The sequence below is a fragment of the Chryseobacterium sp. MHB01 genome (assembly GCF_034651565.1).
Lineage (GTDB): Bacteria > Bacteroidota > Bacteroidia > Flavobacteriales > Weeksellaceae > Chryseobacterium > Chryseobacterium nepalense.
The window spans coordinates 1-23,970 of sequence record NZ_JAYEDA010000019.1 but is presented as its reverse complement, the minus strand read 5'-3'; the positions used below and the strand labels follow the sequence as shown (position 1 = coordinate 23,970).

At 37.8% G+C, this 23,970-nt stretch carries 15 protein-coding genes; 11 read left to right on the top strand and 4 right to left on the bottom strand.

The window, feature by feature from the left end; translation table 11 throughout:
* Positions 1–645, top strand: a complete 645-nt coding sequence (locus tag U9K52_RS19710) for a hypothetical protein (RefSeq protein ID WP_322927842.1) — start codon at positions 1–3, stop codon at positions 643–645.
* A gap of 112 nt (positions 646–757) precedes the next feature.
* Here U9K52_RS19710 and polA read toward each other — a convergent pair whose 3' ends face one another.
* Complete coding sequence (polA, locus tag U9K52_RS19705) at positions 758–3,595, bottom strand: DNA polymerase I (RefSeq protein WP_263603813.1); 2,838 nt, start codon at positions 3,593–3,595, stop codon at positions 758–760.
* A 537-nt stretch (positions 3,596–4,132) separates the two neighbouring features.
* Here polA and U9K52_RS19700 point away from each other — a divergent pair.
* On the top strand, positions 4,133–6,997 hold the full coding sequence (locus tag U9K52_RS19700) for a M16 family metallopeptidase (RefSeq protein WP_322927841.1): 2,865 nt from the start codon (positions 4,133–4,135) through the stop codon (positions 6,995–6,997).
* A gap of 99 nt (positions 6,998–7,096) precedes the next feature.
* On the top strand, positions 7,097–7,663 hold the full coding sequence (locus U9K52_RS19695; protein WP_248394473.1) for an REP-associated tyrosine transposase: 567 nt from the start codon (positions 7,097–7,099) through the stop codon (positions 7,661–7,663).
* Positions 7,664–7,842: 179 nt separating this feature from the next.
* Here U9K52_RS19695 and U9K52_RS19690 read toward each other — a convergent pair whose 3' ends face one another.
* The 3 genes from U9K52_RS19690 to ligA all read right to left on the bottom strand — a co-directional run bounded on the left by U9K52_RS19690 (position 7,843) and on the right by ligA (position 13,148).
* Positions 7,843–9,981: a S46 family peptidase gene (locus U9K52_RS19690; protein ID WP_322927840.1), complete on the bottom strand. Its 2,139-nt coding sequence runs from the start codon at positions 9,979–9,981 to the stop codon at positions 7,843–7,845.
* A 397-nt stretch (positions 9,982–10,378) separates the two neighbouring features.
* Positions 10,379–11,023, bottom strand: a complete 645-nt coding sequence (locus tag U9K52_RS19685) for an MgtC/SapB family protein (protein ID WP_322927838.1) — start codon at positions 11,021–11,023, stop codon at positions 10,379–10,381.
* A 109-nt stretch (positions 11,024–11,132) separates the two neighbouring features.
* Positions 11,133–13,148, bottom strand: coding sequence for an NAD-dependent DNA ligase LigA (gene ligA, locus U9K52_RS19680; protein WP_322927837.1), 2,016 nt, complete (start codon positions 13,146–13,148; stop codon positions 11,133–11,135).
* A gap of 187 nt (positions 13,149–13,335) precedes the next feature.
* Between ligA and U9K52_RS19675 the strand changes: the two genes are divergently transcribed.
* The 8 genes from U9K52_RS19675 to U9K52_RS21405 all read left to right on the top strand — a co-directional run bounded on the left by U9K52_RS19675 (position 13,336) and on the right by U9K52_RS21405 (position 23,839).
* Positions 13,336–14,076 carry a glycerophosphodiester phosphodiesterase family protein gene (locus U9K52_RS19675; RefSeq protein WP_263602506.1) on the top strand — a complete coding sequence of 247 codons (741 nt, stop codon included), beginning with the start codon at positions 13,336–13,338 and terminating at the stop codon, positions 14,074–14,076.
* Positions 14,077–14,400: 324 nt separating this feature from the next.
* The gene (locus U9K52_RS19670) at positions 14,401–17,376 is read left to right on the top strand and encodes a SusC/RagA family TonB-linked outer membrane protein (protein WP_322927836.1); all 2,976 of its coding nucleotides are present in this window, start codon (positions 14,401–14,403) and stop codon (positions 17,374–17,376) included.
* An 11-nt stretch (positions 17,377–17,387) separates the two neighbouring features.
* Entirely contained in the window at positions 17,388–18,842 is a 1,455-nt protein-coding gene (locus U9K52_RS19665) for a SusD/RagB family nutrient-binding outer membrane lipoprotein (RefSeq protein ID WP_322927835.1), read from the top strand.
* Between the two features lie 88 nt (positions 18,843–18,930).
* Positions 18,931–20,514: a calcineurin-like phosphoesterase C-terminal domain-containing protein gene (locus U9K52_RS19660; protein ID WP_322927834.1), complete on the top strand. Its 1,584-nt coding sequence runs from the start codon at positions 18,931–18,933 to the stop codon at positions 20,512–20,514.
* Positions 20,515–20,732: 218 nt separating this feature from the next.
* Entirely contained in the window at positions 20,733–21,446 is a 714-nt protein-coding gene (locus tag U9K52_RS19655; RefSeq protein ID WP_322927833.1) for a 3-ketoacyl-ACP reductase, read from the top strand.
* Between the two features lie 331 nt (positions 21,447–21,777).
* Positions 21,778–22,605 (top strand): 50S ribosomal protein L11 methyltransferase, encoded by an 828-nt coding sequence (gene prmA, locus U9K52_RS19650; RefSeq protein ID WP_263602511.1) that lies wholly within the window; start codon positions 21,778–21,780, stop codon positions 22,603–22,605.
* Between the two features lie 18 nt (positions 22,606–22,623).
* Positions 22,624–23,466, top strand: a complete 843-nt coding sequence (locus U9K52_RS19645; RefSeq protein ID WP_322927832.1) for an SH3 domain-containing protein — start codon at positions 22,624–22,626, stop codon at positions 23,464–23,466.
* A gap of 220 nt (positions 23,467–23,686) precedes the next feature.
* On the top strand, positions 23,687–23,839 hold the full coding sequence (locus U9K52_RS21405) for a bacteriocin-like protein (RefSeq protein ID WP_412059343.1): 153 nt from the start codon (positions 23,687–23,689) through the stop codon (positions 23,837–23,839).
* Positions 23,840–23,970 lie beyond the last annotated feature (131 nt).

Below are 23,970 nucleotides of genomic sequence, written 5' to 3'. Positions count from 1 at the left end.
ATGGTTTCCAGAAAGCTGCTCACAATTAATATTGTTGTTGTACTGTTGTTTATTGCAGTACATACTTTAGGTGGCTATCTTCTTATATATCCGGGAAAATCTGATGTTCGGACAATTATATTGGAAAGCAGGCCGCAATATCTTTTGATCGCTTTGGCTATATTTGCTTTGATTGCCTGGCTGATTAGTCATTTGAGGATTAAAAATTTAAATCCGAAAAATAAATTTCTTTTAGTATTTACCGTATTCTGTGGTATATTGTTAAGCTATGTTATATATTTTGATGCAGCTACTTACATATCAACCCGAAAAGCCATTAAAGAATCTGAAAATGAATATGTTCAGCAGGCAAAAGAAGATATCAAAAAAGACAAAATTATGTACCGGTTTGCAGGTGGACTTCCTATTCCGGAATATGATACCAAAACGCAGAATAAAATAGACAGTATCCGGAAAAAATTCGGAATAAGCTATTTCAATACAGGTTGTATTGTTGATATAATTGATGGTGAAGGACAACAAAAATATAAAGAAACGGTAAAGCCTTATCTTGATAAAAGAAATGGAAAAGGTTGGGAAGAAAAAATGAATAAGGAAATTGAAAATTTAAAAAAAGTAAAGCTGCCGCATTCTTACAACAGATAATGAAAAATGCTTCGACTGGCTCAATATAACATTACTAAAAATTCACCGTTTAAACAGTTAGTTAATATTAGCATTGTCATGCTGAACCTGTCGAAGCATCTATATGGTTAAATCAATGCGCTTCCAGCCAGTTATTCCCAACACCTACCTCCACCAGCAATGGAACCTGCGTTTCAATAGCATTTTCCATTTCCATTTTAATGATGTTGGTGGCTACTTCGATTTCATCGGCCGGAGCTTCAAAAACCAATTCGTCATGTACCTGCAGCAGCATTTTGGTTTTTAATTTTTCTTTTTCAAGTTCTTTCTGAATTTTAATCATCGCCATTTTCACCACATCCGCGGCACTTCCCTGAATCGGGGCATTTACGGCATTTCTCTCGGCGTGTCCGCGAACCACAAAATTATTCGAATTGATGTCTTTCAAATGACGCTTTCTTCCCAGAATGGTTTCCACATAACCTATTTCACGGGCTCTTTTCACCTGCTCTGCCATATACTCTTTCAGTTTCGGATAAGTAGCATAATACGCATCGATCATCTGTTTCGCCTCACTTCTGGACAATCCGGTCTGCTCTGCAAGAGCGAAAGCGCCCTGTCCGTACAAAATCCCGAAGTTGACGGTCTTCGCCTGGCTTCTCTGGATTTTTGAAACCTCTTCAAGCGGAATATTAAACAGCCTTGCCGCTGTCGAAGCGTGAATATCTTCTCCGTTCTGGAAAGCCTTAATCATATTATCTTCTCCGGAAATTTCAGCAATGAGACGAAGCTCGATCTGTGAATAATCGGCAGAAATAATCTTTTTACCTTCTCCCGCCACAAAAGCACCACGGATCTGCTGACCTCTCAACGTTCTGATCGGAATGTTCTGAAGATTCGGATTGACACTCGCCAGACGGCCCGTTGCGGCAGTTGTCTGTGAGAAATTCGTATGAACGCGGTTGTCCGATTTTTCAATCTGTGACGGTAATGCATCAACGTAAGTTGATTTTAATTTCTGATATGTTCTGTATTCAAGGATATGCTGAATAATCTCATGTTTGGACGCAAGCTTCTGCAAGATATCTTCCGAAGTCGCGTATTGTCCGGTTTTGGTTTTCTTGGCTTTCGGGTCCAGCTGCAACTTTTCGAAAAGGATATCTCCCAGCTGTTTCGGAGAGTTGACGTTGAATTCTTCTCCTGAAAGTTCAAAAATTTTGGCTTCCAGCTGCTTCAGATCGTTTTCCAGATCTACACTTTCCTGGGCAAGCCATTTTTCATCAAGGGAAATTCCGGCCAGCTCCATTTTAGCCAAAACCTCCATCAGCGGCATTTCTATCTTGAAAAAAAGATCTTCTAAATTTTCCTTTTTAAGCTGTGGGGCGAAAAGTTCGTAAAGCTGGAAAGTGACATCGGCATCTTCTGCCGCATAATCGGTCTGTGTCCTGAGATCTGCATCCCTGAAATTTCCCTGTTTTTTTCCCTTTTTACCGATAATGGTTTCAATGGAAACAGGTTTATACCCCAGGTATATTTCAGAAAGATAATCCATTCCGTGTCTTCCGTCAGGATTCAGGAGATAATGTGCGATCATCGTGTCGAACATTGCGCCCTTCACGGTGATATTATATCTTTTCAGGATTTTATAATCGAATTTTAAATTATGCGCTACTTTGATCAGATCTTCCTTTTCGAAAAACGGCCTGAAAATCTCAAGCGTCTGCAATACTTCACCCTGATCTTCAGAAAGAGGAATATAATAGGCCAAACCTTTTTTGTAGCTGAAACTCATCCCCACCAGCTCGGCTTCAAGTTCGTTAAGAGAAGTGGTTTCGGTATCAAAGCAGACAACCCGTTGTTTTAGTAAATTGTCAACAAGGATTTTCTGTGCTTTCGGATTATCGATAAACTGATACAGATGATCGTTCTGTTCGATGGTAGATTTGGTAGATGTGGCCTGATCCAGCTCTTCATACGTGGCAAACAGATCAAGCTGTCCCACTGCCTGTGCCACTTTTTGCTGCGGAGTTTCGGCAATGGTAACGTCTATTTCTGCAACCACAACAGTTCCTGTGGCGGCCGGAGAAAAGGCTCGGTAAAGATTTTCATACAGCCTTCTGAATTCTATTTCGTCAAAAACTTCTTTTACCTTTTCAAAATCCGGAGTCTCCAGATCATATTGTTCCTGATGGAATTCCACAGGGGCATCGCAGATAATGGTGGCCAGTTTTTTAGACAAAATTCCACGCTCGGCGGAAGCCTCTACTTTTTCTTTTAATTTACCTTTTAATTTGTCGGTGTTGGCTAAAAGAGTTTCAATATTTCCGAACTCCTTCAGGAATTTCATCGCAGTTTTTTCACCCACACCATCAAGTCCCGGAATATTATCGACTGAATCTCCCATCATCGCCAGGAAATCTATGACTTGTTTAGGATCTTCAATTTCATATTTGGCTTTCACTTCGTCTACGCCTAAAATTTCGATATCTCCACCCTTTAATCCGGGTTTGTAAATTTTAATTTTATCGGTAACCAGCTGTGCAAAATCTTTGTCCGGAGTTACCATAAATGTTGTATAGCCTTCTTTTTCAGCTTTACATGCAATGGTTCCGATCACATCATCCGCTTCATAACCGGGAACACCCAGGATAGGAATATGCATGGCCTGCAGAATTCTGTGGATGTATGGAATCGCATTTTGGATGGCTTCCGGTGTTTCACTCCTGTTGGCTTTATATTCTGAAAAATCTCCCGTTCTAATACTGGCTTCACCCACATCAAAAACCACCGCAAGATGAGTAGGCTTTTCCCTTCTGATTAATTCAATCAGGGAATTGGTAAATCCGAAAATGGCTGAAGTATCCAGGCCTTTGCTGGTGAGTCTCGGATTTCTGATCAGAGCATAATATCCTCTGAAAATCATTGCATAAGCATCGATCAGGAATAATCTTTTATCTTGTGTTGCGTCCATATTGTCCATAAAAAACAAATATAAGAAAAAGAGTTCTTTTAATAGGGAAATGTGGAAAGGATTAACCGGAGGGGTTATGGGTAATTTTTTAACATGATCGTTTTAAAACCACCCTTTTTGCTTCAATTTTGAACCTCCAAGGCTGGTTGTTGAACCTTTTAGGCTCACCGTTGAGTGTTTTTGCCTCGTCGTTGAGCCTTTTAGGCTGGTTTTTGATCCTTTTAGGCTCATCGTTGAGTCTTTTTGCTTCATCGATGAGCCTTTTAGACTGGTTTTTCAGTCTTTTAGATTTGTAGGCAAGCCTTTTTGCTCATCATGGAGTCTTTTTAGTCTCGAAGATAAAATAAAAATATTCAGATCAGACTTAATTTATTTTTATTTTAAATCTCCTAGGCATTTAATTTAATCAAATGAACAAACAGTATTCAGGAATTTACAATTTTAGTAAGGTATGCTAATCGTGACAAAACATACACAGTTCATTTTCTATTCCTTACATTTGTATGGCATTCTGATGTAAGAATGAAAATGATTGATATGACAGATAAAAAATACAGTGAAACGATTCATAAAGATGGAAATTACGAATATATTACCGTTTCCAATGATGAAAATAACGTAAGAATTTATACTTTAAAAAACGGACTGAAGATATTTATTGCCCAGAATTTTGACGCTCCGAGAATCCAGACTTATATTCCGGTACGCACGGGAAGCAATAATGATCCGGCCGATAATACCGGGCTTGCCCATTATCTTGAGCATATGATGTTCAAAGGGACTTCAAAACTCGGTACACAGGATTGGGAAAAAGAAAATGAGTTGCTGAGCCGGATTTCGGATTTGTTTGAAGAACATAAAGCAACGGCTGATCCGGAAAAGAAGAAAACCATTTACCGGAAGATAGATGAACTTTCTCAGGAAGCAAGCCAATATGCTATTGCAAATGAATATGACAAGGCAATTTCTTCATTAGGCGCTACGGGAACCAATGCCCACACCTGGTTTGATGAAACCGTTTATAAAAATAATATTCCCAATAATGAACTGGAAAAGTGGCTGAAAATTGAAAAAGAAAGATTTTCGGAGCTGGTGTTGAGACTTTTCCATACTGAGCTTGAATCGGTGTATGAAGAATTCAACAGGGCACAGGATAATGACTCCAGGCTGGTTCAGTACGAACTGATGGACGCACTTTTTCCCAATCATCCCAACGGGCAGCAAACCACCCTGGGAAAGGCGGAACATCTGAAAAATCCTTCCATGAAAGCGATTCATAAATATTTTGATGAATATTACGTCCCAAATAATTATGCAATGGTTTTGGTAGGAGATCTTGATTTTGATGATACTATTAAACTTGTAGATCAGTATTTCGGAACAATTCCTTACCGGGAATTGCCTAAAAAAACTGCTGTTACAGAAAAGCCTATCACGGAAATTATAGAAAGAACCGTGAAAAGTCCTACCACACCAAGAGTTCAGCTCGCCTGGAGAACCGAAAGCTACGGAACAAAGGAAGCCATGCTTGCTGATATTGTAGCCAATATTTTGAGCAACAGGGGAGAGGCCGGATTGATAGACCTGAATATCAACCAGACCCAGAAACTGCTTTGGGGACAGGCATTTTCAGTAGGGTTAAAGCAGTACGGATATTTCTCCATTGTTGCGGTTCCTAAAGAAACACAGACATTGGATGAAGCAAAAAATCTTGTGCTGGAACAGGTTGAACTGGTAAAAAAAGGAAACTTCCCGGACTGGACGCTAAAGGCCATCATTAATGATTTTAAAGTGCAGAGAATGAAGGGGCTGGAAACAGCAGACGGCTTGGCTACCAATCTTTACGATACCTACATCAAAGGCAGAACCTGGGAACAGGAACTCAATGAAATGGATGAATATGCAGCATTTACAAAGGATGAGGTAGTAAATTTTGCCAACCAATTTTTCAAAGACAACTACGTCATTGTTAAAAAAGAAAAAGGAACCAATGATAAGCTGATTCGTGTGGAAAATCCCGGAATCACACCGGTAAAGATCAACCGTGAAGCTCAATCTGAATTCCTCCGGGAGATTTTAGCTGAAAAAACGGAAGATATTCAGCCTGAGTTTATCGATTATCAGAAAGAGATTCTCACGGATAGTATTAAAGATAAAAAACTGAGTTTTGTAAAAAATAAAAGCAATGATATTGCCCAGGTGCATTTTATTTTTCCTTTTGGGAGCGATCATGACCGGGATCTTGGTATTTCCACTCAGGTTCTTCAATATTTAGGTACGGAAAAATTTTCACCGGATGATCTTAAGAAGGAATTTTTTAAGATCGGAATTACCAATGATTTTAAAACGGCTAATGATCAGCTTACGATTTCACTGGCGGGACTTGAAGAAAATATTCCTAAAGGGATCGAACTTCTCCAGCACTGGATGAAAGAAGTACAGCCGGATCAGGAAATTTATAACCAGTTTGTAGAAACAGTGCTTGAAAACCGTGCAGCAGTAAAAAAAGACAAAGCCCGTATCATGACGGCTTTAACGAATTATACCAAACTCGGCTCGTTTTCAAGGTTTACAGATATTATTTCAAAAGAAGAGCTTGAAAGCACAAATGTTGAAGTTTTTACGGAAAGAATGAAGAATTTATTCAGGTTTCCATATCAGATCTTTTTTTACGGAAGAAACTTTGAAAGTTTTAAAGAATATATCGGAAAATATATCGAAACGGAAAGCCTGGCTATTCCCGAACCTAAAAAATATCCGGAGCCGGAAACTACGGGAAATGTTTATTTCACAAACTACGACATGGTACAGATGGAAATGAGCAGAATCGGAAAAGGGCAAATGGTGGATACAGGAAATTTCGGAAAAATTAATGTATTCAATGAATATTTCGGAAGAGGTTTATCTTCGATTGTTTTCCAGGAGATCCGTGAAAGTAAAAGTCTTGCTTATTCTGCGTATGTTTCTTACGCTGCCAATTCGGAACTCCATCATCCTGATTATATCACAACGTATATCGGGACACAGCCGGATAAACTGCAGATTGCCGTAGATACCCTTACCGAACTGATGAATGAACTTCCTGAAGTTCCGGCACAGTTTGAAAACGCCAGAAATGCAGCCTTAAAGCAGATTGCTTCCGCGAGAGTTACCAGAACGAATATTTTCTTTAATACGTTACGACTCAAAAAACTTAATATTTATCATGATTTCAGGAAAGATATTTATCAGCAGATTGAAAAACTGACTTTTGAAGATGTTAAGGAATTTTATAATAATTACATTAAATCGGTCCATTTTAATACAGCTATTATCGGGAAAAAAGAAAACCTGAATATGAACGCTGTTTCTCAGATGGGAACTTTTAAAGAAGTAACATTAAAAGATATCTTTGGACATTAAAAATTTAATAAAATAATCATAAGCTGCCGCGCGATTCCATCGCGTGGCTTTTTGTTTTATTTATCTTATAAATTTTTATCTTTATCAAAACATACATTGATGAGTAGAAATTACAAATTCCATAATCCCGAAGGGCTGTATTTCGTAAGCTTTGCTGTTGTCGGCTGGCTGAATGTCTTTATAAAAGATGAATATATAGAGCTGCTGTTGAAAAGTTTAAGATTCTGTCAGAAAAATAAAGGAATGGAAATACATGCCTGGTGTATTATGCCCAATCATGTACATTTGGTTTTCCGAAGTGTGAATGGCCAAAAACCGGAGCTTTTATTAGGCGATTTCAAAAGGTTTACCAGCAAGGCCGTTGTTTCAGCAATAAAAGAAAACGCAAAAGAACCCAGAAACAAATTCTTATTAAACTTTTTCCTGAAAGAAGGTTTAAAAACATCTAACGTCAATCAGTATCAATTTTGGAGACATGATAATCATCCAATTGAGTTATGGAGCAACAGAGTAATCTGGCAAAAGATTAATTATACCCATAAAAATCCTGTAAAAGCAGGACTTGTAACAAATGCGGAAGAGTACCGATACAGTAGTGCTATAGATTATGCCGACGAGAAAGGGCTTCTGGAGGATATAGTTGTTTTCAGAATGTTTAATATTTAGGTTTATTTATTTCGCGCGATACAATCGCGCGGCAGCGGTGTGTTATTTGACTAAAGTGCAGGGTTGTAATATTTTACGTTTTTTGATTTATATAAAAATTTTTGATATATGTTTATAATTTATTTCAAACAAAAAATCCCGAAAAAACTTTCGGGACTTTGATATTACTTTATTAAAAACTATTTTACAACTTTCATTTCATTAATCAGCCATTTGGAATCGGCAAATTTATCAATGATGAAAAGAATATATTTCGTATCCACCATGATGTTTCTGCTGAAACGCGGATCATAGTTAATATCACTCATTGTTCCTTCCCACTGTCGGTCGAAGTTTAATCCTACAAGATTTCCGTAGGCATCAAGCGCCGGGCTTCCTGAGTTTCCTCCTGTTGTGTGGTTGGTTGCAGTAAATCCTACGGGAACATCTCCTGTTTTATCTTTATATTGTCCAAAATCTTTTTTATCATAAAGATCGATTAGTTTTTTAGGCACATCAAACTCATAATCTCCCGGAACATATTTTTCCATTACGCCGGCTAAGTGGGTCTGATAATTATAAGAAACGGCGTCTCTTGGTGAAGAACCTTTTACTTTTCCATAGGTTACCCGAAGGGTAGAGTTGGCATCCGGGAAGAATTTTCGGTCTTTATCCGTTGCCATCTGCTGAGCCATATAGGTTTTCTGCAGCGCATCAATCTTTGTCTGAAGTGCCATAAACTGAGGATCCGCTTTGGTCATATAAGTGTCTCTAAGTGCTAAATAAATCTGGAAAACAGGATCTTTTTTAAGGGTTTTGATTAATTTATCCTGATTGGAAAATGCTTTATCAATATCCTTGCTTAAAGAAGCACCGTTCACATCACTTCTTCCTGTAATGATAGAATTTTTAGAGGCATCTTCAATAACCTGAATGCTTTGAGTTTCATTTTTATACTTCTCGAATCCGGCAGGTAAAAACTGAGCATCTGTTTTATTGGCATACAAAGCAAGCAGTTTTGCTGTAACTTTTGCATCAAGTTCGGCATTGTAATCCTTATAAAAAGAAGCTAATCTGTTTTTTAAAGCTGCGGTACCTTTTTCATCCATTCTTCCTGCTTCCACGGCAGAGATATAACTGTAATAAAGGTTAGCAAGCATCAGCGTTTCTGCATTTCTGATGGTTTCAGAATAATAAGCATTGTTTAACGCAAAAGGAGCCTGATCGTTATAGAGCTTGGTGAGTTGATCAAGGGTTGTTTTAATTTCAGGATTTTTAGCAGCCAACGAAGCCTCATACTTCATTTTTTTCTCTACGGCATTCGATTTTTTCAAACCTTCTACTTCGCCGATCCATTTTTTCCAGTAATTGGCTACCGATGCATATTTTGAAGCATACTGAATACGAGTGGCATCATCGGTACGCATTTTTTCATCTAATGTTTTCAATGCGATATCTCTCACCGCAATTCTTGCCGGGTCGATCTCCTTCATGATTTTTTCAACGGCAATGGCCGGAAGATACTCCGTGGTTCTTCCCGGGAATCCGAAAACAAAAGTGAAATCATTTTCATTTTTATCTTTAATGGAAACCGGAAGGTAATGTTTGGGAACATAAGGAACATTATCTTTGGAATATTCCGCAGGTTTATTGTTTTTATCAGCATAAATCCTGAACATTGAGAAATCTCCCGTATGTCTCGGCCAAACCCAGTTATCAGTATCGGAACCAAATTTCCCTATGCTTTGCGGCGGTGCGCCTACCAAACGGATATCCTTATACGTTTCAATAGTATAGGCATAAAATTTATTTCCGTAATACATTGATTTTACGGAAATAGACTGGTAAGGTTCGGTTTTCTGAGAGTTTTTGTAAATCTCAATATTTTTGGCAATCTGTTTAGAGAGTTCAGGTTCTGTAAGGTGGTCTGTACCCTGTAAAATCTGACCGGTAATTTCTTTAATATCAACTATAAAATCAACGGTTACACCGGGATTCGGAAGTTCACCTTCGGTATTTTTAGCCCAGAACCCGTTTGATAATAAATCATTCTGAACCGTTGAATGCGCCTGAATCTGTCCGTATCCACAATGATGATTGGTAAGCAGAAGGCCTTTTGGAGAAATGATTTCTGCAGTACACCCGCCGTTGAACTGTACTACCGCATCTTTAATGCTTGCTTTCTGCGGGTTGAAGATGTCTTTTGCAGAGATTTTCATTCCCAGATCTTTCATTTCCTTTTCATTCAGCTCTGTCGGGATCCACATTCCTCCGTATTGCTGTGCAAATGTCATTACAGCCGGCAAAAGAAATACGGATAAAAGTATCTTTTTCGTCATAATCAAAATTTTGCTCCAATTTACGAAGAAATTATGAGTTTGAAATTTTGCGGTATATTGTCTGTTTTATTGTTGAAAATGAGTGATTTGTAGATTTTTGCTAATAACTATTCCGTGCAATGTTGATGATGTTGAGATAAAAATTTTCACTGAAAAATTTAAAATTGAGAAAAAAATACACTACTTTTTTAAGCAGTCTAATTTAGCAACAAAAGAGTCAAAAGATATACTATTAGATGTTTCATGAAGTAATTAAAGCTTTCGAAAGAATAAAAAGTCAAAAATTTTGAAGAACTAATATCTTCTAAAATAATCGTGAGGCTTTATCCTTTATCTAATGTGTCAAAATGCTATTGTTCCTTTGTGGTTAAATAAAAAAGTTTGAAACAGTTTATTGCTAAAACTGATAGGCGATAATGTGATCATCCTCCATCAGGCTTTTCATTAAAGCTTCATGATTAATATTTTTTCCGGTAATAATCCATGAGGTAGAAAGATTTCCCTGTGTATACTGCTGCTTTGAAACGGAATATTTCAGGTTATGTTTTCTGAAAAGCTCTTCACAATACGGTATGTCATGATAGTTATTGACGGCAATTTTGTATTCCCTGATCTTATGTTCTCTGTCGATCAGCTTTTCTAAACTGGTGAGCGAACTGAGTATCAGAAGTATTAAAACGGTTCCTAAAACTGCGAGATAAACGTATCCTGATCCAACGGCCATCCCGATGGAAGCTGTTGCCCATATTGTAGTGGCTGTTGTAATTCCGTCTATTTTATTATCCCCTTTGAAAATAACTCCGGCTCCCAGGAAGCCGATTCCTGTAATGATATTGGCAGCAATACGGTCAGGATCATCCACCCCGATTTTTATGGAAAGAATGGTAAAGAGACAGGACCCGAAGCAAATCAGAATGAAAGTGCGCAGTCCGGCAGATTTATTACGGTATTCGCGTTCTGCACCAATCATTATTCCAAGGACCACTGAAATAAAAATCAGCAGCAATTCATTCTGGATAGAGTGATCTTTTAGAAATTCCATGCGTAATAATTTAATAGCCAGAATAAAATTAGATAAAATATTTTTTACAGAATATGAATGAAATCATTTTACATTATAAAAAAAGCTGTCCGAAGACAGCCATGGTAATTTACTTTTTCTCTATAAGATCCAGAAACTGCTGTTCATCAAGAATTTCAATGGTTCCGATATCCTGGGCTTTTTTCAGCTTGCTGCCGGCTTTCTCACCTACCACCAGATAATTCAGGTTTTTAGAGACTGCTGAAATATTCTTTCCGCCGTGTTTTTCCACCATTTCTTCCGCTGCTTCTCTTGTGAATAAGGATAATTTTCCGGTGAAAAGGAAGGTCTTTCCATCCAGGACATTCGATAAAACTTCATTGGTACTTTCTCCTTTTTCAAGCTGAACACCATACGATTTCAGTCTTTCAATCATCAGGATATTTTCCGGATTAGCGAAGAAATCTACAATGCTTACTGCGATTTTGGTTCCGATATCTTCTACCTGGCAAAGCTCTTCCACTGTGGCATTTTTGAGCTCTTCTATGGAAGGGAAATTCTTAACCAGCTTCTTGGCAACCGTTTCTCCCACGTGTTTTATTCCGATTCCATACAATACTTTTTCAAAAGGAATTTCCTTGGATTTTTCGATTCCTGAGATGATATTCTGTGCAGATTTTTCCGCCATTCTTTCCAATGGTAGCAGCTGTTCTTTTTTCAAAACATAAAAATCAGCAGGGTTTTCAATGAGTCTTTCTCTGTATAGCTGTTCAATGGTTTCGCTGCCGAGATTATCAATATTTAAAGCCTTCCGGGAAACATAATGGATCATTCTTCCTACCACCTGTGGCGGACAGTGCAGTTCATTCGGGCAGAAATGAATGGCCTGATCTTCAATTTTCACCAGCTCCGTTCCGCATTCCGGGCAATGTCTGATATATTCTATTTCTTTGCTTTCGGCAGTTCTTTTTTCTTTATTTATACCTACGATTTTAGGAATAATTTCACCTCCTTTTTCTACATACACGAAATCATGTTCATGCAGATCCAGCTTTTTAATGATATCTTCATTGTGGAGAGAAGCTCTTTTAACAATGGTTCCTGCCAACAATACGGGCTTAAGATTGGCAACGGGAGTAATGGCGCCGGTTCTTCCCACCTGATACGTAACGGTCTGGAGTTCGGTTTCCACTTTTTCGGCCTTGAATTTATAAGCCATCGCCCAACGTGGAGATTTTGCCGTATAGCCAAGCTGTCGTTGTTGTTTTAAGGAATTGACTTTTAAAACGATTCCGTCAATTTCAAAAGGAAGATTGTGTCTTTCGATGTCCCAGTATGTAATAAATTCTTTTACTTCAGCAAGTGTTTTGCAAAGCTTTGCCTGTTGAGATGTTTTGAAACCCCAGGATTTTGCTTTTTCTAAAAGTTCCCAATGAGACTCTGCAGGAATTTCTTCGGAAATATATTGATATAAAACTGATGATAGTCCGCGTTTTCTTACTTCACCGCTGTCCTGCATTTTAAGGCTTCCGCTGGCGGTATTTCTAGGGTTCATGAATGGATCCAGGCCATCTTCTTCACGCTGTTTATTGATTTTATCGAAATTTTTTCGGGTTAAATAAATTTCGCCGCGCATAAAAAAATGAGCAGGAAAATCACCTTTCAGCTTTAGCGGAACATCGGAAATAGTGCGCACATTCGCTGTGATTTCATCTCCCTGAAAGCCGTCGCCCCGCGTGACTGCCTGAGCAAGCTTTCCATTTTCATACAAAATAGAAATAGAGGCTCCGTCGTATTTCAGCTCGGCTACAAATTCTACAGGTTCATCTATCGCTTTAATGATCCTTTTTTCCCAGTCTTCCAAATCGTCGAAATCATAAGAATTATCAAGGGAATACATTCTGTATTTATGCTGAACGGTTGGAAATACTTTTGTAATTCCGCCTCCTACTCTCATCGTAGGAGAGTTTTCATCATAGAATTCAGGATATTTTGCTTCCAGATCTCTGAGCTCTTCAAGAAGCATATCGAAATCATAATCTGTGATCGTAGGCGTGTCAAGAAGATAATAGTTTTCGTTGTGCTGGTGAAGTTCTTTTCTAAGATCTTCTATTCTTTGCTGTATAGTTTCGATATTGTCAGGCATGAGATTCTGTCTTTCCAGCAAAAATAATAAGTATTGGGGAGATTTTGATGATTAGAATTAATATTAATTTTATATTCGATGTAAAGCATTATCACAAATGTCTTTCTAAATTTGTTCATTCATTTATCCGCTTTTTCTTTGAATGATAGGATTGGCGGAATTTCAATAAAGAATAATTATTTGTATTATGAAAAAAGTTATCTTAGGGTTAGCAGTTGTAAGCACCGTTTTCATGAAGGCACAAACCCGGATTATCGCACACAGAGGATATTGGCAGACACAGACGCCAACCACGGAAAATTCTCTGAAATCACTTGAAAATGCACAGAGCCTAAAAATTTATGGTTCCGAATTCGATGTACGCATGACGAAAGACGGTGTGCTGGTGGTAAATCATGATGAGCATCATGCAAAAATGGAAATTTCCGAAACGGATTTTAAAGAGCTCAAAAAAGTAAAGCTTTCCAACGGTGAGCCTTTTCCTACATTAAAAGATTATCTGAAGCAGGGAAAAAAAGATAAAGCCTTGAAGCTTATCGTTGAAATAAAACCGGATAAAACAAAAGAAAAGGAAGATGAGCTCACGGCAAAGACTATTAAAATGATCAAAGATATGAAGCTGGATACACAGTGTGAATTTATCTCCTTCAGCCTGAATATCTGCAAAGAAATCAAAAAGCTGGAACCGAAATTTAAAGTTCAGTATCTGAAAGGAGAGCTTTCTCCACAGCAGATCAAAGAAGAAGGACTGGACGGGCTGGATTATCACTACAGTGTTTTCCAGAAAAATCCAACATGGATCTCCGAAGCAAAAGCATTAGGTTTAATAACCAATGCCTGGACGGTAAATGATATTGCCGTTTCAGACGAACTGAAAAAACAAGGTATTGGATTTATTACGACCAATATTCCGGATCAGCTGAAATAAATAGCTTAAAATTTAATGATAAGTCTGTCTCCTGAGGCAGACTTTTTTATTTTCTGCTGAGGGGACTATTTCGCAATAATTTATTATTTGTGGTACGTGTGTGGTGTGTTTTGTTTTCACCGAAAAAGCCAATAAAGGTAGGGATATGTCTTCTAAAAAAGGTATTAAAAATCCTTAATGAATTTAAACAGTTGTGAACCATACTGGTATAGATATTCGTTAAACATAAATTAATATAGAGTTTAATAATCCTTTAATAAATGTTAAAATCAAGTTAAAACCTTAACCATATTGTAGGACTAATTTTGCGCAAACAAAAAGGATATGCGTAAAGAGACACAAAAAGTACTGCTATTATCATTATTAGGTTTGGTCAGTGTAAATGTGATGGCCCAGGAAAATGCAAAAAGGGATACGATTAAAAGTATTGATGAAGTTGTCGTAACAGCATTGGGAATCAAAAGACAGGACAGATCTTTAGGATATGTTGCGGAGACTATTAAATCTGAAGAAATATTAAAAACTCAGAACAACAACTGGTCGCAGGCACTTGAAGGTAAAGTGGCAGGTCTTAAAATACAGACAGCCGGAGCCGGACCGCTGGGAAGTTCTATTATTAAACTAAGAGGAGATATCTCTATGAACCCTGATCAGAACAATGCCCTGATCGTAGTAGACGGCGTTCCTCTGAACAATAATACTACAGGAACAGGATTCTCGGCATACGGTGCAGGAGCCAAGGCAGATTTACCTATTGATTACGGAAACGGGATCAATACCATTAATCCTGATGATATCGAGTCTATTACTGTTCTCAAAGGATCTACAGCATCTGCTTTATACGGCTCAAGAGGTGCCGGTGGTGCCATCATGATCACTACAAAATCCGGGAAAAGCAAAAAAGGAAAAGTTCAGGTAAGTTTAAATTCATATTCTAGTTACGATACGGTTCTGAAATGGCCGGATTACCAGTACGAATATGGACAGGGAACGCTTCAGAAAGATACGCAGGGAAATTTTTTCTATTCTTACGGAGCATCTGCAGACGGAATCAACACCGGTTCTACCAGCAGCGCGTTCGGGCCAAAGTTTGCGGGACAGTATTACTTCCAGTATGATCCTGATCTGGAAGGACAAAGTACTGAAAGAAAACTCTGGCAGCCTTACAAAGATAATATCAAAGGGTTTTGGGAAACAGGAACTACCTTTTCAAATAACATTTCGGTAGAAGCATCCAATGAGAATACATCATTCAGATCATCTTTAACCTATTTAAAAAATGAATGGATGATGCCGAACACCGGTTTCGACAGGTTCAACGCCGCTTTTTCGGTGGACCATAAACTGAGTGAAAAATTAAAAATCGGAATCAAAGTAAATTACAATAAAACAAAAAGTGACAATCTTCCGGCTACCGGTTACAGCAATCAGTCGATTTCTTATTTCATGATTTTCCAGAATCCAAATGTTGATCTTTCGTGGTACAGACCGATATGGAAAAAAGGCAAAGAACAGGTTGACCAGATCCATCCGTTCAGCTCATTTATTGATAATCCGTACCTCATCGCTTATGAAATGCTGAATGGGGTTGATAAAAATTTCCTTACCGGAAATGTAAATCTTAACTATAAGATCACTAAAAACTTAGACGTAATGGTGAGGTCGGGAATGGAGCTGAACAACGAGCTTCGTACCCAAAAAAGACCTTGGAGTTCTGCCAACTATCTTCAGGGAATGTATAGGGAACAGCATATAAGATTGATGGATTTGAATAATGATATTTTATTCACATACAGAAATTCATTCGGTGAATTCGATTTTAGTGCATCTGCCGGTGGGAATATCCGTTATACGGAATACACAATGAATGATTATATCGCGGAAGGTCTTCTGAAGCCTGGAGTGTATACGCTGCCGAATGGTATTTCAAACATATCAAAATTCGCAAGACCGAATGATAAGCAGGTCAACAGTGCCTATGCTTTAGCAACATTAAGCTATAAAAATAAAATATTCCTGGATCTTACCGCGAGAAATGACTGGAGCAGTACGCTGCCGAAAGAAAACCGTTCTTATTTCTATCCGTCGGCCGCAACATCGTTTATTCTTTCAGATATTTTTAATCTGTCTTCAGATCATTTTAATTACTGGAAATTAAGAGCATCCTGGTCTAAAGTGGGTAATGATACGGATCCTTATCAGCTTATCAAATACTACAACAACAGTGATTTCGTAGGATCTGTGGAGTCTCCGTCCTTATACCCTAATCCAAACCTGAGACCGAATATGATCACCAATATTGAAGGCGGGATGGATTTTACAATTCTTAAAAACAGAATTAATTATACCATTACAGCGTATCAGAACAATTCTAAAGACCAGATTATCAGGATTCCTACTTTATGGGAAACAGGATACAGCACTAAAGTAATCAACGCCGGTGAAGTAAGAAACAGAGGTCTTGAAATGACACTGAATGCTTTTGCTGTAAAAAATAAAAAATTCTCATGGAGCATTAATGCCAACTGGTCTATGAACAGGAACAAAATTCTTTCGCTGCCTGAAGAGTTCAATGGGGAACCTTATACCATGGGAAGCGTTGGCGGAGTAGTTTACTTTAATGCTTTCGTAGGCGGCTCACTGGGAGATATGTATGGTTACGGACTCATGTATGCTCCGGACGGACAGGTTATTTATAATGCAACGGATGGTCTTACCGCGAAACCTACACAGATGAAGAAAATTGGAAATGCTTATCCGAAATGGAGGGCAGGAATCCAGAATGAATTCAGATATAAAGGAATTACCGTAAGTTTCTCATTTGACGGACAGTATAAAGGAATGGCTTATTCTCAGTCGCACCACAAAATGACAGAACAAGGGAAGTTGGAACATACTTTATTCGGAAGGGAAAATCCGGGAGGAATGATTGTGGGTGAAGGTGTAGTGCAGAACGCAGACGGATCATTCTCTCCGAATACAAAACCAATTTTATTGTCGTCTTATTACGCCGATTATTACAGAAGAGCCAATGTTGAGACGAATACTTTCGATACTTCTTTCATCAAACTTAGAGACGCAAGAATTGCTTACACCTTCTCTAAAAATGTTACCGATCAGCTCAAAATAACCGAGCTTACCCTCGCGGTTTTCGGAAGAAACCTGTGGATGTGGACGAAATTCCCACTGTTTGATCCTGAAGCCGCAACATTGAATGATAATCAGATCACCCCGGGTGTAGAAATGGGACAATTGCCGACAGCAAGAACGGTAGGTGTTCAGCTTAATGTTAAATTTTAAAATCTGAAAACATGAAAAAATTATTTGTAAATACATTATTAATTGCAGCCATCGGTTCTGTTCCGGTAGCGTGCAGCAGAAGCCTTGATGAAGTAAACACAGACAACAGCAGGATCAGCGAACCTGCAGCCTCAAAATTACTCGTTCCTGTTGAATATAATATGGCAGCTGTTAATTATATGAGAGCTAATGATTTTACATTCGATCTGATGCAGGTCTCCCTGGACTTTCCGAATGAAGGAAATACGCTCAGCAGATATAATATTACCGAAAATACGGGAGCAGGCTTCTGGAACAATAGCTATAAATGGCTTAAACAGGTAAAAGACATGAGAATGGCTGCTGAAAAAGATAATGATCCGAATTACGTTGCCATTGCAATGGTTCTTAATGCCTGGATCTATTCTAATCTTACGGATACGTATGGTGATGTTCCGTTTTCCGAAGCTTCCAACCAGGATGAAGGCAATTCACAGCCAAAGTTTGATAAGCAGAAAGATATTTATGTAAAACTGCTGGACGAGCTAAAAACGGCAAATTCACTTTTCGTTACCACAAAACCGCTTACCGGTCCTGATATTTTCTACAAGGCGGAAAGCGATGCCAACGGAATTGTAAACTGGAAGAAATTCTGTAATTCTCTTTCATTGCGTCTGTTAACAAGGATTTTAAGTAAAAATGGTGAGGTAAATGTCAATGAGAGGATTCAGGAAATTATCAGTGATCCTGTTAAATATCCCGTTTTTCAAAATAATAATGAAACGGCAAAAATAAATGTGACAGGTGTTGCGCCGGTTCTTCCTCCGATTACCAGACCGCAGGATTTTACCACCGGTAGAGCAGCTTCAGCATTTTTTGTTGAAACCCTGAAAGCAAACAATGACCCGAGAATGGCCATGTTTTTCGGACAGGCTAAAAGTATTCCCGGAAATGCAAACATCGGGTATAAAGGTGCGCCGTCAGGATATGCTTACGGGACAGCTTTCGATTATCAGCCTTCCAATATGAACCAGAACCTTGCGAAAGCACCGCTGAATATTTTGATATATCCGTATGCCGAGTTGCAGTTTACTCTTGCCGAACTGGCTTTTAAAGGAATTATTCCCGGAAATGCACAAACCTATTACGAGAATGGAGTAAAAGCAGCGATTGAACAGTGGGGAGCAACTGTGCCTGCCAATTATTTTGCTAATACAAATGTAGCTTACAATGGGACTTTAGAAAGAATCATGCTACAGAAATATGTTGCCCTGTTCTTTGTAGATCAGCAACAGTGGTTTGAAAAAAGAAGAACAGGCTTCCCTGTACTTCCGAACAACGGAGGGTTGCTTAATAACGGCGTTATGCCTTCAAGGTTGATGTACCCGCCAAATCCGAGAATATTAAATACTACAAATTACCAGTCGGCAGTTCAGCAGATGGGCGGTGATAATATCAATGTAAAAGTATGGTGGAATAAACCTTAACACTCATCAATAAAGATCGGGATTTAGCTTACTTACTAGAAAAATAGTCAAATTGGCTTAAGCCAAAACTTAATTAAATATCAATACAATGAATATAAAATTTTTAATGCCGTGTCTGCTTATTTCAGCAATGGCTTTTTCACAGGCTTCTGTTTCTGGATATGTATATGAAGACAGCAACAGAAATCAGAAAAAAGAAAACAGAGAAAAAGGGATTGAAGGAGTAGCTGTTTCAAACGGAATCCAGGTAATTCTTACAGATAAAAACGGAAAATACAGTCTTCCCATCCAGGAAGGGCAGTCGGTTTTTGTAATCAAGCCTTCAGGATATATGACGCCGGTAAACGGGAATAACTTACCCCAATATTATTATCAGTACAAACCGAAAGGTTCACCTGCAGATTTTAAATACAAAGGATCTGCGCCAACAGGAGAACTTCCGAAAGAGATCAATTTTGCACTGAACAAACAATACGAAAGCAAAAATTTTGATATCCTGGTTTTCGGAGATCCGCAGCCTTATACTGAAAAGCAATTGGATTATTTTAAAAGAGCCATTGTAAACGAAGTGAAAAATACCAAGAAGAATGCGGTTCTGGGAATCAGTCTCGGAGATTTGGTAGGAGATAACCTCAGTCTGCAGAAACCTTATGCCGATGTAATGAAGGAGGTAGGATTACCTTGGTATAATGTGATGGGGAACCATGATATGAATTATGAAGCCAAAGAAGATTTGCTTTCTGATGAAACTTTCGAATCTAATTTCGGACCGGCGAATTACTCATTTAACTACGGAAATGTTCACTTCATTATCTTGGATGATATCCTGTATCCGGATCCGAGAGATGGAAAAGGATACTGGGGTGGCTTCCGTGAAGATCAGATGAAATTCATCGAAAATGATCTTAAACTTGTGGATAAAAACAAACTTATCGTTGTTTCTTTCCATATTCCGTTAGAACACAAAAATGAAGATAACTTCAGGAATTCTGATCGTCAGAAATTGTTTGACTTTTTAGCACCATTTAAAAATGCGTTGATTTTATCGGCTCATACTCATATTCAGCAGCAGCTTTTCTATGGAAAGGAAGCAGGATGGAATGGTTCTAAAGACCTCCACGAATATAATGTAGGAACTACCTGCGGCGACTGGTGGTCCGGTACATCAGACGATCTCGGACTGCCGACTTCTACCATGAGAGACGGAACGGCGAAAGGCTATTCTTTCATCAGCTTTAACGATAATGAATACAAGGTTAAATATAAAACTGCAGGTAAGCCGGAAGATTATCAGATCAATTTATATGTTCCTAAAGTCATTCCTTTTCCTTCAAAAACATCCGCAAAAGTATTGGCCAATTTCTTTATGGGAAGCAAAAAAGATAAAGTGGAATACAGAATAGACGGAGAAAGGTGGGAAGAAATGCAGTACGACGAAACGGTGGATCCAAGTTTTGCGATGTCGGTTTTCAAATGGGATACTACGAAGAATCTTTTCCCGGGAAGAAGGCCTTCAAACCCTGAAATATCAAAACATATCTGGACGGGAGATTTTTCTAAAAAACTCTCGCTGGGAAAACATAAAGTTGAGGTAAGAGCTACGGATATGTATGGAAATCAGTTCTCAGCTTCAGAAGAATTTGAAGTTCAAAATCAGATTCTTATACCTTAATTTTCATTTATTACTATACTTTCAAAGAAACCGGCCCGCTTTGGGTCGGTTTTATTTTTTTAAATAATCTTAACCTTAATCTAATCTTCAAAGTTTATATCTTATAAAATTTAATATGAACATTCATTATATCAATGATCACAATAAGACTTTATAGTTCTCTTTCCAAATCATCTTTCGTAAATTTGCATCAGCGAATAAAATAAATTCTAAAAAAAATGAATATCAACGGAAAAAATGCCATCATTACCGGTGGAGGAAGAGGTCTGGGTAAAGCAGTTGCACTTGCTTTGGCCGCAGAAGGAGTACATATCGGAATTACAGGAAGAAACGAAGAAAACCTGAAAATGACGGTCGATGAAATCCGTAAATTTGGAGTAAACGCGGGATATGCTGTATTCAGCATCGACAACGAAATTCATGTAAAAGCAGGTATCGAATCATTGGCAGAACAGTTGGGAGGAATCGATATCCTGATCAACAATGCAGGAATCGGTGACTTCGGTTCCATTGAAGATATGCCTTCCGAAACCTGGGAACAGGTTATTATAACCAATCTTTTCGGAGTGTATTATGCAGCAAAAGCAGTACATCCTTTTATGAAATTGAAAGGAGAGGGCGATATTATTAACGTCGCATCAACTGCGGGTTTAAAAGGCGGACCGAATATGTCAGCTTATGCAGCTTCAAAAGCAGCGGTTGTTTCCCTTTCACAGTCCATGATGGCAGAATGGAGAAAACAGAATATCAGAGTAATCACCCTTACGCCAAGTACGATTGCTTCGGATATGTCGATTCAGGGAGGCCTTACAGACGGAAACCCTGAAAAAGTGCTTCAGCCGGAAGATTTTGCAGAATGGGTAAGGGATATTTTAAAAATGAACAGAAGAGCATTGATTGCAAATGCCTCAATTTTCTCTACAAATCCTTAAACGGTTTAAGTTTAATGTTCAGAGTCTAATGTTTTTAGACATGAAACATAATCAACAAGAGCGGACTTTGTTCGCTTTTTTTATGCATAATTGTCATTGTAAGGAGAGAAACAACGAAGCAATCTCAAAAAAATGGCTTCTCCTCGCAATGACAAATGATCAATCTTTGCTGAGTGAAACGTCTTTGCGAACGAAAAATATGTTCAATAATTTTAAAGAAAACTTTGTGCTCTTTGCGTTAAAAACACTTCGAAAGGCTCAGTGTGACATTGCTAATACTAACAGCGAAGATTTTACTGTTAATTCTTTATTTTTGCAACAAATTATTCACATGCAAAATTATTTAGAATTTAATTTCAAAATTTCTCCGCTTCAGCCTTGGAACGAAATATTAATGGCAGAGCTTATTGAAATCGGTTTCGACAGCTTCACAGAAGAAATAGACGGTATTTTGGGATATATTCAAAAAGATTTATTTAAAGAAGAAGATTTAAAAACGCTTCCGCTTTTTCAGAATGAGGAGGTGAAAATCGAGTATACCTTCAAAGAAATGCCGAATATCAACTGGAATGAAGAATGGGAGAAAAACTTTGAGCCTATCAATATTGATGATAAAGTGCTGATCCGTGCAGAATTTCACGAATCAGTCCCGGGAATGCATGAAATTGTAATCCAGCCGAAAATGTCTTTCGGAACAGGGCATCATCCAACAACACATCTCATGATTCAGCAGATGATGGATATGGATTTCAAGGATAAGAAAGTTCTGGATATGGGATGCGGAACTTCGGTTCTGGCTATTTATGCAAAACAGATCGGAGCAGGAGATACAAAAGCTATTGATATCGACGAATGGTCCGTTGAAAACTCCAAAGAAAATGCAGTAAGAAATAATGTGGAACTGGATATAGAACTGGGAACGGCTGAAAATTTAGGTAAAGAACATTACGATATTATTTTGGCGAATATCAACAGGAATATCCTAATTTCAGATATCCCGACGTATGTTTCGGTATTGAATAAAGGCGGAAAACTGCTGCTTTCCGGATTGTGTTTCTTTGATGTGGATGACATTCTGGAGGTTTGCAGAGAAAACGGTTTAGAGCTTAAAAAACAGCTTCAGCGCGAAGAATGGGTAAGTTTATTGCTTGAAAAATAAACACTGCAAAATATTAATATGAAAACCTTACTCCCAATTTTATTTCTATTCACTGTTCAGATTTTTTCTGCGCAGGAAGATAATTATGATTATGCAAACGGAGTTTTTCAATTTGAAGAAAACAAAACACAGAAAATATTTACCGATTGGACGAGAATCCGGCAATCTCCCAACGTCAATGCTCAGATTTTAGATTCTTTACAGACGAACTGGCAAGTTTTGATTCTTAAAAAAGATGAAACGATCCTGAAACTCGGCGAAAGAAGAGCCAATTGGTACAAAATATCATATCAGAAAGGTGATAAGACTTCTGAAGGTTACGTTTGGGGCGGAAATTTAGCAGTAGGATATCGAAATAAAAACGGCTACGATTTTCTTTTTGGCTTAACAAAAACATTAAATAAGAAAAGTCCTGATTTTGATGGCTCGGTCCCACAGAATTATGCTTCTGTAAAGATGTTGAAAGGAAATGTTCTTTTAGATGAAGTTTCTTTTGAAACAGGCTCCGGTGAAAACTTAAATTTTGCAGGCTTTAGCATTGAAAGCGGCCATGAGCTGAAAGATGCTGAGCTTACGCTAAAAGCAACCACTTCCGGTGGTGCCTGCGGTGTTCCGACTTATGACCAGTATATTCTATTGAAAAGCAAAAAGTTGATTTCCCTGCCGCAGTTAATAAATGTGAGTGATGCCGGTGTTTATTATCATTCCGAAAAATTTGTTTTCCCAAACGATAAAGGCGGAATTCCAGATGCTTTTATTTTTAAGATGGAAGAAATGGAAAAAGATGATAACGATCGTGAAAAAAAGAAAAGATCTTCGAAAACGTATGTTTGGGACGGTAATTCTTACAGGTTTAAATAATTTTTTCAGGTAAACTAAATACATGTTTATACAAAATAAAGATTAAATAATTGAAATTAATCAAAAAAGTTTTTAAACAACTTAATTTACAGGAGAAAACCAAAGCGAATTTTTTTTTCGAAATAGTATTAATAACAACAATTTAAATATTTTTGATCCTTGTTTTATTCAAAATATTTGTTTAAATTCACAATTACATAAAATACTAATAACCAATATTATGGAAAACTTAAGGAAAATTACAAGATCTGGGTTAAAAGGAATTCAGGGAGGAATTGAAAGATGTGTTCAAGATTGTTTTCAAGGATATAGAAAATGCTGTATCAAAGGAAAACCTTATGTATGTATACCGGATAATGAACTGTGTGCATAAATAAATTGAATAAAAAAATGAATGGCCATCTAATTGATGGTCTTTTTTTGTGATAAATTTTAAATGCGTCAAATTGTACCGGACTATACCACATTTGATTGAAAATATGAGAATATAGAGAGCATAAAAAA